10 protein-coding genes are annotated in these 10608 nt (G+C 43.8%); 6 read left to right on the top strand and 4 right to left on the bottom strand.

Annotated elements, in window-relative coordinates:
• Window positions 1–171 precede the first annotated feature (171 nt).
• From DW083_RS18535 to DW083_RS18515, 5 genes are all read left to right on the top strand, one after another.
• Window positions 172–621, top strand: a complete 450-nt coding sequence (locus tag DW083_RS18535; protein WP_115499008.1) for a helix-turn-helix domain-containing protein — start codon at window positions 172–174, stop codon at window positions 619–621.
• Window positions 622–681: 60 nt separating this feature from the next.
• Window positions 682–1461: a dihydroorotate dehydrogenase electron transfer subunit gene (locus DW083_RS18530; protein WP_122333422.1), complete on the top strand. Its 780-nt coding sequence runs from the start codon at window positions 682–684 to the stop codon at window positions 1459–1461.
• Window positions 1449–2360, top strand: coding sequence for a dihydroorotate dehydrogenase (locus DW083_RS18525; RefSeq protein ID WP_122333421.1), 912 nt, complete (start codon window positions 1449–1451; stop codon window positions 2358–2360). The genes DW083_RS18530 and DW083_RS18525 overlap by 13 nt, the downstream gene beginning before the upstream one ends.
• Window positions 2361–2565: 205 nt before the next feature.
• Entirely contained in the window at window positions 2566–4725 is a 2160-nt protein-coding gene (locus tag DW083_RS18520; protein WP_122333420.1) for an alpha-galactosidase, read from the top strand.
• A gap of 39 nt (window positions 4726–4764) precedes the next feature.
• On the top strand, window positions 4765–5469 hold the full coding sequence (locus DW083_RS18515; protein ID WP_115499012.1) for an MgtC/SapB family protein: 705 nt from the start codon (window positions 4765–4767) through the stop codon (window positions 5467–5469).
• 4 nt (window positions 5470–5473) lie between these two features.
• On the opposite strand, the gene DW083_RS18510 is transcribed toward DW083_RS18515, so the two are convergent.
• Genes DW083_RS18510 through serB form a run of 3 tightly spaced genes read right to left on the bottom strand, consistent with a single transcriptional unit; the run spans window position 5474 to window position 7514 of the window.
• Window positions 5474–5947, bottom strand: a complete 474-nt coding sequence (locus DW083_RS18510; RefSeq protein ID WP_122333419.1) for a C-GCAxxG-C-C family protein — start codon at window positions 5945–5947, stop codon at window positions 5474–5476.
• A gap of 21 nt (window positions 5948–5968) precedes the next feature.
• Window positions 5969–6271: a Dabb family protein gene (locus DW083_RS18505; RefSeq protein ID WP_122333418.1), complete on the bottom strand. Its 303-nt coding sequence runs from the start codon at window positions 6269–6271 to the stop codon at window positions 5969–5971.
• A 16-nt stretch (window positions 6272–6287) separates the two neighbouring features.
• Window positions 6288–7514, bottom strand: a complete 1227-nt coding sequence (gene serB / locus DW083_RS18500) for a phosphoserine phosphatase SerB (protein WP_115499029.1) — start codon at window positions 7512–7514, stop codon at window positions 6288–6290.
• Window positions 7515–7671: 157 nt separating this feature from the next.
• Between serB and DW083_RS18495 the strand changes: the two genes are divergently transcribed.
• Window positions 7672–8199, top strand: a complete 528-nt coding sequence (locus DW083_RS18495) for a hypothetical protein (protein WP_115499014.1) — start codon at window positions 7672–7674, stop codon at window positions 8197–8199.
• A gap of 82 nt (window positions 8200–8281) precedes the next feature.
• On the opposite strand, the gene DW083_RS18490 is transcribed toward DW083_RS18495, so the two are convergent.
• Window positions 8282–10591, bottom strand: a complete 2310-nt coding sequence (locus tag DW083_RS18490; protein WP_122333417.1) for a TonB-dependent receptor — start codon at window positions 10589–10591, stop codon at window positions 8282–8284.
• Window positions 10592–10608 lie beyond the last annotated feature (17 nt).

Raw genomic sequence — 10608 nt, 5'->3', positions numbered from 1 at the left:
ACAAATGTATTCTGTTGTATATAAAAAATATCAGTTTAAGTTTATATAAATAAATTGCACAATTGAGAATTATAGTTTATATTTGTATCGTTATTGGTTTGTGTATGATTTTTGATAAAAAGCAGACACAATGTCAGTATTTTGCTAAACAAATTAAGGATATACAGAAAGATGATAGAACGTATCACTAAAATAAGGGAACGGGAAGGTATGACTCCTTCTAAATTTGCTGAAGCAATCGGTATCCAGCGTTCAGCCATGTCACATATTTTGAATGGAAGAAATAATGTTAGCCTGGATGTCCTTATTAAAATTCTGGAACGGTTCACTTATGTAGATTCCGACTGGCTCCTCTTTGGCAAAGGCGAAATGATACGGGAACATGTGTTAACACAGCCTGATTTGTTCCAAAATACGGCGATAAATCCGTCCGAAGGGCAAGCTGCTCTCGAATATCGCAAGGAAACGAGGGTTGACACACCTGTAAACAATACAAAAATGCCTGTAGTAGAGCAAATTATACAGCAAGAAACGAACGCTAAAAAAGTTAGTAAAATAATGATTTTTTATTCTGATAATACATTTGATACTTTTATAAGCGAAAAAGACAAGAAAGAATAGCTTGTTTTGGTTTATACATCATATTCATGTATCTTTGTATAGAATTTGACTAATCATTATATGAAGAAGTACATGCTTGACATGAAGGTGACTGAAAACCGCCGCCTTCACAAAAATTACTGCCTGCTTAAACTAACATCTGATCAGATCTTGCCGGAAATGCTTCCGGGCCAGTTCGTACAGGTACGTGTGGATAACTCTCCTACAACATTTCTTCGTCGCCCCATCTCTATTAATTATGTGGACAGAGCGACAAATGAATTGTGGCTACTGATTCAGTTGGTCGGTGACGGAACACGCCGGATGGCCGAATACAAGCCGGGTGATATTGTAAATATTATGTTGCCTTTGGGAAACAGTTTCACAACGCCTGCCGATAAAGGCGAAAAACTCCTGTTGATCGGTGGTGGGGTCGGTACAGCTCCGATGTTATACCTGGGGGCAGTCTTGAAGAATGCCGGGTATACACCGACTTTCCTTTTGGGAGCCCGTTCGAAAGAGGATGTGTTACAATTGGAACAATTCGAACAGATCGGGACCGTATATGTTACAACTGAAGACGGTTCATTGGGCGAAAAAGGATATGTGACCAATCATTCCATATTGAAAGAAATTCATTTCGATCGGATTTACACTTGTGGACCTAAGCCGATGATGATGGCTGTGGCCAAATATGCGAACACTGTTTCCACCTCTTGCGAAGTCTCTCTTGAAAACACAATGGCTTGTGGTATAGGAGCTTGCCTGTGTTGTGTGGAAAAGACTAAGGATGAGCATCATGTGTGTGTATGTACTGAAGGACCTGTATTTAATATAGAAAAATTGACATGGCTGAATTAAACGTAAACATAGGTAATTTACAATTGAAGAACCCGGTTATGACAGCATCGGGTACTTTCGGGTACGGTGTGGAATATTCCGATTTTATGGATATCTCCCGGTTGGGCGGTATCTTTGTGAAAGGTACAACTATCCAGCCACGTGAAGGTAATTTGTATCCCCGCATGGCGGAAACACCATCCGGAATGTTGAATGCAGTAGGCTTGCAAAACAAAGGCGCACAGTATTTTGTCGATCATATTTATCCGGATATTAAGGATATCGATACGAACATGATCGTCAATGTGAGCGGTTCATCTGTCGAAACGTATGTGGAATGTGCCGAAAAGATTGCCGAACTGGACAAAATTCCGGCTATCGAACTGAATATTTCCTGCCCGAACGTGAAGCAGGGAGGTATGGCATTCGGGGTAACGACTTGCGGGGCAAGCGAGGTTGTGAAGGCAGTCCGCAAGGTTTATCCGAAGACCCTTATTGTAAAACTTTCCCCTAATGTAACCGATATTACGGAGATTGCCCGGGCGGTAGAAGCTGAAGGGGCAGACTCCGTTTCACTGATCAACACGATGCTGGGAATGGCTATCGACGCCGAGAAGCGTAAACCGGTATTATCTACAATAACCGGTGGCCTTTCCGGTCCCTGCGTAAAGCCGGTTGCCCTGCGGATGGTATGGCAGACATATAAGGCCGTGAAGATTCCTATTATCGGTTTGGGAGGTATTTCCAATTGGAAAGATGCAGTCGAATTTATGCTTGCAGGAGCAACAGCTATCCAGATCGGGACATATAATTTTGTTGATCCGACTGCCAGTGTAAAGGTTATAGAGGGGATGGAAGACTATTGCAACAGGCATGGATTTTCATCTGTCCGGGAACTGATCGGTGCATTGGATGTATAGGAAAATTATATGAAAGAATCCCTTTGGGAGAAATAAAAGAAAGAAAAGTCTGTAAAACGTGTATAACAAGCCGTTTTATGGACTTTTTTCATTGTATTTTTATCTATTCGAATTGTTATTATTCCAATTATTATTATATCTTTGCTCGTATATATAATAAACCTTGGATTTGTAATATCAAAATAATAATTTATAGAAGAAAAACATGAAGATCAGACTCCTTTTTTTGCTATGCTTGATGGCTGTATCAGTAGTGCTGAGAGCTAATGAGAAAACTGTAATACCCATTACAACTGACAATATTAGCCTTATTTATAAGGTTGATGACAGCAACGGACGGTTATATCAGTCCTATCTGGGGCAAAAGTTATCTTTTGACTCGGATATCGCACAGTTGCCGCTCGGGAATGAAGCGTATATAACACATGGAATGGAAGACTATTTCGAGCCTGCAATCCGTGTTTTACATAATGACGGGAACCCTTCTTTGCTTTTGAAGTATGTTTCCCACGAAAGCAAGCAACTTCAGCCGGGAGTGAATGAGACTGTGATTACACTGAAGGATGATAAATATCCTGTAGAAGTGAAGCTGCATTTCATTGCCTATCCGAAGGAAAATATTATTAAAGAATTTGCGGAAATATCCCATCAAGAGAAAAAGCCGGTAACCCTTTATAATTATGCTTCCTCTTTGCTTCATCTGAACAGCGGCAAGTATTTTCTGACCGAGTTTTCGGGAGATTGGGCGCACGAAGTGAACATGAAGGAAAGCGAGCTTTCTTTTGGGAAAAAGATGCTGGATACGAAATTGGGAAGCCGTGCCAATATGTTCTGTTCCCCGTTTTTCCTGCTTGCCCTGGATCGGAAAGCGGAAGAAAATGTGGGAGAAGTTTTGTTTGGAACAATCGGATGGACAGGTAATTACCGTTTCACTTTCGAAGTGGACAACGAAAACAGTTTACGTATTCTTTCCGGGATCAACCCGTATGCTTCGGAATATTCCCTGAAACCGAACGAGGTGTTCCGTACACCGGAATTTATATTCACGTACAGCGCGGAAGGAAAAGGAAAAGCCAGCCGCGATTTCCAACGCTGGGCACGTAGATATCAGTTGAAAGACGGTGAAAAGCCCCGTATGACCTTGCTGAATAACTGGGAAGCGACCTACTTTGACTTTAATGAAGACAAATTGATTGCGATTATGGACGAAGCTGCGACTTTAGGGGTAGATATGTTCCTGCTTGACGACGGCTGGTTTGCCAATAAGTATCCCCGTAGCAGTGACCATCAGGGATTGGGCGACTGGCAGGAGACAGTAACCAAGTTGCCTAACGGTATCGGAAAGCTGGTTAAGGAAGCGACGGATAAAGGTATAAAGTTCGGTTTGTGGATTGAACCTGAAATGGTAAATCCGAAGAGCGAACTGTATGAAAAACATAAGGATTGGGTGATTCATCTGCCTAACAGGGATGAATATTACTTTAGAAATCAGATGGTTCTGGATATGAGCAATCCGGAAGTGCAAGATTTTGTGTATGGCATTGTGGACGGTTTGATGACGAAATATCCGGGTATTGCCTATTTCAAATGGGATTGCAATAGTCCGATTACGAATATCTATTCTCCGTATTTGAAGAATCAGCAGTCTCATTTATATATCGAACACGTACGTGGTTTATATAATGTTTTGGAACGTATCAAGCAGAAATATCCGAACTTGCCGATGATGTTGTGTTCCGGTGGCGGTGGCCGTTGCGACTATGAAGCACTGAAATACTTTACCGAATTCTGGCCGAGTGACAATACCGAACCGGTGGAACGCATCTTTATTCAGTGGGGATATTCACACTTCTTCCCTGCAAAGAGCATGGCTGCCCACGTCACGAGTTGGGGAAAACAGCCGGTTAAGTTCCGTACGGATGTTGCCAGTATGTGTAAGTTAGGCTTTGATATCCGGATCAATGAAATGAGCCAGGCTGACCAGCAATATTGCAAGGAAGCTGTGGCAAACTTCAAGCGTTTGAGCGACGTGATTCTGGATGGCGACCAGTATCGTCTGGCATCTCCTTATGAAAGCGAACACGCTGCCGTTATGTATGCGAATGAAAGTGCAAACAAGGCTGTTCTGTTTGCTTTCGATATGTATCCGAGATATGCAGAGATGATGCAACCCCTTCGTTTACAGGGATTGAAAAAAGATGCCCGTTATGAACTCAAGGAAATCAATCTGGTTCCGGGAACTAAGTCCAGACTGGAATGTAACGGCCGGACCTTCTCGGGTGAGTTTCTGATGAATGTGGGGATTCCGGTCTTTTCAAGCAGACCGACAAACAGCCACGTGATTGAAATCACGGAGGTCAAATAAAACAAATACCTGTAATTGCGTGTTGCAAAGCAATAGAGTATGTTTGAACAGATAAATGACATATTACAAAACACGGTTATTACTCCTTACACGGCAGCAGTCAAGTTACTGATCAGTTTCTTTTTGGGAGCAGTCATCGGGATAGAGCGTCAGTTCAGAAGACGGGAGGCCGGTATGCGTACCTTTACCCTTATTTGTATGGGTTCGACAGCCGCTATGCTGGTCTCTATCTGGATTCCGCAATGCTATCCTAACTTCTTGAACGGTGATCCGGGACGTATTGCAGCACAGGTGCTTTCAGGTATCGGTTTCCTGGGGGCCGGGGCGATCATCCAGAGTCACGGGAGTGTGCACGGGTTGACTACCGCTGCATGTATTTGGGTAATGGCAGTGATAGGTTTGGCAGTAGGAGCCGGGATGTATGTTCCGGCTGCTATTGCAACTGTCATAACACTGTTTATCTTGGTGAGCTTGGAACGATTGGAGAGAAGGATGTTTCTGAATGGAGTTAATAAGATTTTGACTATTACCTGTTCTACAGCGACACCCGACTTGAAAGTAATGCGTAAGATATTGGAAGACAAGGGCGTTTTCATCGTAAGTGTTTCCTTTGAGACTTTCTATCTGGACGACCGGTCTGTGATCACCTATAAAGTAAATGTGAAAGCTATCTCTTCTTATACAAACCTGTTCAATGAAATACGGAAATTGGGCATTGTTACACAAATCAGATTGATGGCATAAGCCATCAATCCAATTCTCCTTTCAGCATTCTTCCTGCGATGCGTGCAGCATCTTCAATAAACTTTCCACAGGGACGCTTCTGATAATATTCTTTTGTACGGGCAGACGGTGCCGGAGTTGTTGCTACGGCATCTTCAGGCGGTAAAAGCCGACGGCAAATAACCGTTCCATGCTTTTCTTTAAACAGATCCGCCATTTTCTGTACTATCGCATAATTTTTCGTACGGGCTTCCTGGTCATTAATATCCAAGACAGGATATTTGAAACCGGCCAGCATAGCCATTGCGCTGACAGTTCCGCAAATCTCACGCATGCGTCCTACGCCACCACCGAAAGAGACAGACATTTTCTTTGCCAACTCCATATCCAGTTCAAATACATCCGAATAGGCTAAAAACACAGACTGTGCACAGTTATATCCCGCTTCGAAGTTCCGGACTGCCCGGCTTGCACGTTCTTCGATATCAAAGTCTTTCATAATAATACCGTCTTACGTGTCTTAGCATTCGTAATCCACACAAGCTCTGTCTGCTTTCACCGGGCCTATAATACCTTTGGATACGGCAACATGTTCGGGATGGTTTGCATATGTACTGACATCTTTCAAAGTGTCCAGCTCCGTAGTCAGGATAATATCCCATGTCTCTTCCTGATTCACATTGAAGTCAACGCGGATCAGGCGCAAAACATCGATTTTATCGATCAAAGCTTCCAATTTTGTTTTGATTTCCTGCATTTTTGCCTGTTTGTCGGCCGGAGTTGCAAACTCTTTCAGTTTAAACATAACGATGTGTCTGATCATTGTCTTATTAATTTAGTTACATTTTTTCATCCAAATATGAGTCTTTATAGCCGAGGAAATACAAGATACCGTCCAGTCCGATCGTAGAAATAGATTGTTTGGCGGTAGCTTTCACTTTCGGCTTGGCATGGAAAGCAATTCCCAGGCCGGCAATACTGATCATCGGCAGGTCGTTGGCTCCGTCGCCTACGGCAACAGTCTGGCGGATATCTACATTCTCAACCTGTGCAATCAAACGAAGCAATTCGGCTTTCCGCTTGCCATCGACGATATCGCCTACGTACCGGCCTGTCAACTTTCCGTTCTCCACTTCCAGTTCATTAGCATATACATAGTCGATATTGTATTTCTGTTTCAAGTAATTACCAAAATAGGTGAATCCGCCAGAAAGGATCGCGATCTTGAAGCCGACCTTTTTCAGGATACGCATCAGCCGGTCAACCCCTTCTGTAATCGGCAGATTTTCTGCAATTTCCTGCATGACGGACACATCCAATCCCTTCAGCAGCGCACAACGTTGACGGAAACTCTCGCAGAAATCGATCTCGCCCCGCATTGCCGCTTCCGTAATCGCCTTCACCTGGTCGCCGACACCGGCACGTATGGCCAATTCGTCTATTACTTCCGTTTCAATCAGCGTCGAATCCATATCGAAGCAGATCAGGCGACGCATACGGCGGAACATACTTTCTTCCTGGAATGAAATATCCATTTCCTGTTCAGCCGAAAGTTTCATGAAGTCAGCTTTCATCTGCTCTTTATCTCGGGGAGTTCCCCGCACGGAGAATTCAACGCTTGCCTTAGGCGTACGGGCGTTCTCGTCCAGCGGAATACGTCCTGTCAGACGCTTGATGTCGTCGATGTTCATATCCTGATCGGCAACAATACGGGTTACGCCGGCAATTTGACGGGCTGTCAGTTTCCGCCCCAGGATCGTTATGATGTACCGGTTCTTTCCTTGCATGGAAACCCATTGATTATAGGCATCTTCGGTAATCGGGTTGAAGCGGATATTTACACCTAACTCATAGCTTTTGAAAAGTAATTCTTTCAATATATCTCCGGAATTTCCTTCACTGCTTTGAAATAAAATACCTAAAGACAAGTTATTATGGATGTCTGCCTGACCTATATCCAGAATAACCGCGTTATTTTTGGCCAGTATCTCGGTAAGGGCAGCAGTTACCCCCGGACGATCCGTACCATTTATAGTTATCAGTATTATTTCGTCTTTTTGTTCCATATTCACTATATTTATAAGGCAAAGGTACACAAGATATGTACAAAAACCGATTGTTTTGTAAACAAAATTCGCATATCCATTGTTATTCATTTAGACACATTATATTACTAACAGAACCTGGCAACCTTAAGAAGTCCTGACTGGCAGGCAAACAAAGATGAAGATTCAGTTTGAAATTAAGGAAAAATTGCCTGAAATTATTGCTGAAATAATGCATTCAGACAAATGGCAAACGAATGTCCTGGAAAAGATGAACGGCCTGGAGCGGGTAACGATCAAAGATTCTAACTACGATTCAGAGGCATGTATTGAAATCTGGAAGAATGAAATCCACATCCGGACGGCATGGTCCAATTACACCTATCGTATTTTTACCCGTGGAAATGCTGTTTGGTGCGAATACATCGGGGCCTATCGTGGTTTACTCGAACAGCATCTTTTACCTTCTCTCACTCCTAAAATGAATATCCTGGATTCGGAAGTAACAGAAAGTTCATTAACCGGAAACAAGAGGCAAACCTTGCGAACCTACAGTACGGAGAATCTGAAATTGAAAAACTTCCGTCGTGACAACTTCAAGGAAGAATACAACGTCGCTTCCCCGCAAGACCACCCGACAGTCGTATATGACGAATATATAAAGGAAGGGATGCCGATGCCTTCACCTTATAGTAAAGACAAATAAATACGATAATCATGATAAAAGAGAAAGCGTCTTTCCTTTGAGGGGAAAGGCGCTTTCTTTTTTACCGGGGAATATGAGATTCTTATTTGTCCCCCTTAACAATACCGGCATCCGTGTCTATATTGTTCAGTTTCTTGCTGCCGCCTTTGTACTTGCGTCCGAATTCGAAATTCCAGGAGAAGGTAAGCAGGAGCATCCGGGATGCGGAGGTTGAGAAAGATTCCATTTTGTATGGCGCATACCTGTTTCTGTTCTCGTCTTCGCGTTTATACAGGGAAGAGAACGGAAGCATGATGCCGGCGCCGGCTGTAAACTTACCCTGGTTGTACCGGAGCATAAATAAATGAATGTTTTCGCCACCGTGCATTGTCTCTCCGACAAAGTTGTTCCTGGGACTTCCGATCTGGAACATCCCCATGAATTTCTTGTACATTGCCATAACCGATGCCGTGTAATAGAGGTTCGTATAGGTATGCCGGTAAGTCCGCCCGTCGCTGATAAAATGGTTGACACCTCCGGTTATGTTGAACATCAGGATGTTTTTGATAGGGCCGAAACGTATGTTCAGGTCTCCGCTTACCTTTTGCCAACTATTCTGGTTGGCATACGTACGGATGAATTTATTGTTTTCAAAGAGTGTCTCTTCCATAATCATATCCGGGCTATACCAGTAATAGAGATTGACACCTCCGGTGAAAAGGCCTTTTTTATACTCGTAATTCAGGTAAGTGTTGTAGTTCATGTAAGGGGTTAGATACGGATTACCGCGCCTGATCTGCAACGTGTCTATGATCTGTTCGATAGCACTTAGCTCTGACAGTGCCGGAGATGTGTTTCCGACACTTCCGCCCAAACGGATAAATGTATTGTCCGTCATGTTGTATTGCAGGGACACCTTCGGACGGAATGAATAATACTGGTAACTGTCTTCACCTTCCTGTTTGAACCAGGAACGCGCAACGCCTACACCTCCCATGTAATTGATTCTCTTCAGTTTCCCGCTAAATTCGGCAAACAGATATGTTTCCGATTGCTTCATCCGGGTATTTCCGCCGACTGTCCCTGCATAGGTATTATCCGTCCAGGCCTGCGAATGCTTCACCCCGCTGCTCAAACGTCCGAAATCCCAGTTCTTTTCATATATACCTTCACCGATCAGAGAATATTTCTTTCCGAGAACATTGGAAAGGACATCCGATAAGACTTCTTCTTCCTCTTTCTCTGTATAATTCTGATTAGCATCCGTGTTGATATAAGTTCCTACGATGTTGGCTGTTATGGTCTGCTTGTTTTTCAGCGTACGCATGTAGTATAAGTCGAGCGACGGCAAATGAGATCTGCTTTCTCCACCGCTTCTGACATCCGTTATTTGTTCCGGCGTCTGTTTCTCGTACAGCAGGCTGTGCGACTTCTTTCTCTCTTTTGTGAAGGAATAGCGCAACGTCGCGTTGAAGTAATATTTATCAGCTTCTACAAGGCTGTAATTCAGAGATGTATTGTGAGTTGTTTCCATTATATAGGTAGGAATACCGTTCAACACACGCTGCATGTTCGCCCTGTCGCCGAAGTTATAGGTTTCCAAAGCTTCTTTCCTCGCGTTAAAGTTCCGGTAGCGGGTCGAGTATTGCAGGCCGAACTCTGATTTCTTATGATTCAGCCGGATAGCGACCTGGTCGTCTCCAAAGACTGTGACAGGCGAGTTGGACAGGTTCATATTGACACTTCCCCCTGTCGTTTCCCGTTTTACGATATAATCCAGTACGGCAGCCACATTCCCATATCTGACACCCGGATTGTCGTGATATTCGACCCGGATAATCTCTTTCGGCGATAAGGCCTGTACATCGAGCGCTTCCACCTTGATGCCATTGATGCAGAACTGAATATCCCCTTCGTCGGCTTTCACCTCGTTTGTCAGCGGGTTTACCTGAAGCCGCGGGAGCATCATAGTGCTGAGCAGGTTGATACCGTTCGTCGCATTTTGCTTTTGCTGATCGGTGGGAAAGGCAATCCGGCGGTCCGAATAGGAGCGGACGGCGGAGGCCTTTATGGTTACTTCTTCCAATGCGACGGAAGACGGTTGAAGTAGCACCTTGCCCAGATCGATGCTTTTGGCTATACCTAAGATTGAAACATAGGTCGTCTCATATCCCAAATAGGAAACAACGAGGCGATAGTCTCCGGGTTTTATCTTTTCAAGACGGAAAGCGCCTTTTTCATTACTGTTGGTTCCTGCGATAAAAGCAGAATCCAGTGTTTGAAGAACGATATTGGCGAACTCGACAGGCTGGCTATCTCCGGCGTCTCTGATTTCTCCTTTGATTTGTATTTGCTGACTGTGTATCCCTACGGAAAAGAGCATAAGAATAGCAGCTATAATGATAGTCTTCATTACAGTATGTGTTTATG

Source organism: Parabacteroides sp. AF48-14 (genome assembly GCF_003477465.1).
GTDB lineage: Bacteria > Bacteroidota > Bacteroidia > Bacteroidales > Tannerellaceae > Parabacteroides > Parabacteroides acidifaciens.
This window is presented reverse-complemented; position numbering and strand designations above follow the sequence as displayed.

Coding starts and splice junctions, on each gene's coding strand:
- DW083_RS18535 (WP_115499008.1), top strand. CDS start 172: ATGATAGAACGTATCACTAAAATAAGGGAACGGGAAGGTATGACTCCT.
- DW083_RS18530 (WP_122333422.1), top strand. CDS start 682: ATGAAGAAGTACATGCTTGACATGAAGGTGACTGAAAACCGCCGCCTT.
- DW083_RS18525 (WP_122333421.1), top strand. CDS start 1,449: ATGGCTGAATTAAACGTAAACATAGGTAATTTACAATTGAAGAACCCG.
- DW083_RS18520 (WP_122333420.1), top strand. CDS start 2,566: ATGAAGATCAGACTCCTTTTTTTGCTATGCTTGATGGCTGTATCAGTA.
- DW083_RS18515 (WP_115499012.1), top strand. CDS start 4,765: ATGTTTGAACAGATAAATGACATATTACAAAACACGGTTATTACTCCT.
- DW083_RS18510 (WP_122333419.1), bottom strand. CDS start 5,947: ATGAAAGACTTTGATATCGAAGAACGTGCAAGCCGGGCAGTCCGGAAC.
- DW083_RS18505 (WP_122333418.1), bottom strand. CDS start 6,271: ATGATCAGACACATCGTTATGTTTAAACTGAAAGAGTTTGCAACTCCG.
- serB (WP_115499029.1), bottom strand. CDS start 7,514: ATGGAACAAAAAGACGAAATAATACTGATAACTATAAATGGTACGGAT.
- DW083_RS18495 (WP_115499014.1), top strand. CDS start 7,672: ATGAAGATTCAGTTTGAAATTAAGGAAAAATTGCCTGAAATTATTGCT.
- DW083_RS18490 (WP_122333417.1), bottom strand. CDS start 10,591: ATGAAGACTATCATTATAGCTGCTATTCTTATGCTCTTTTCCGTAGGG.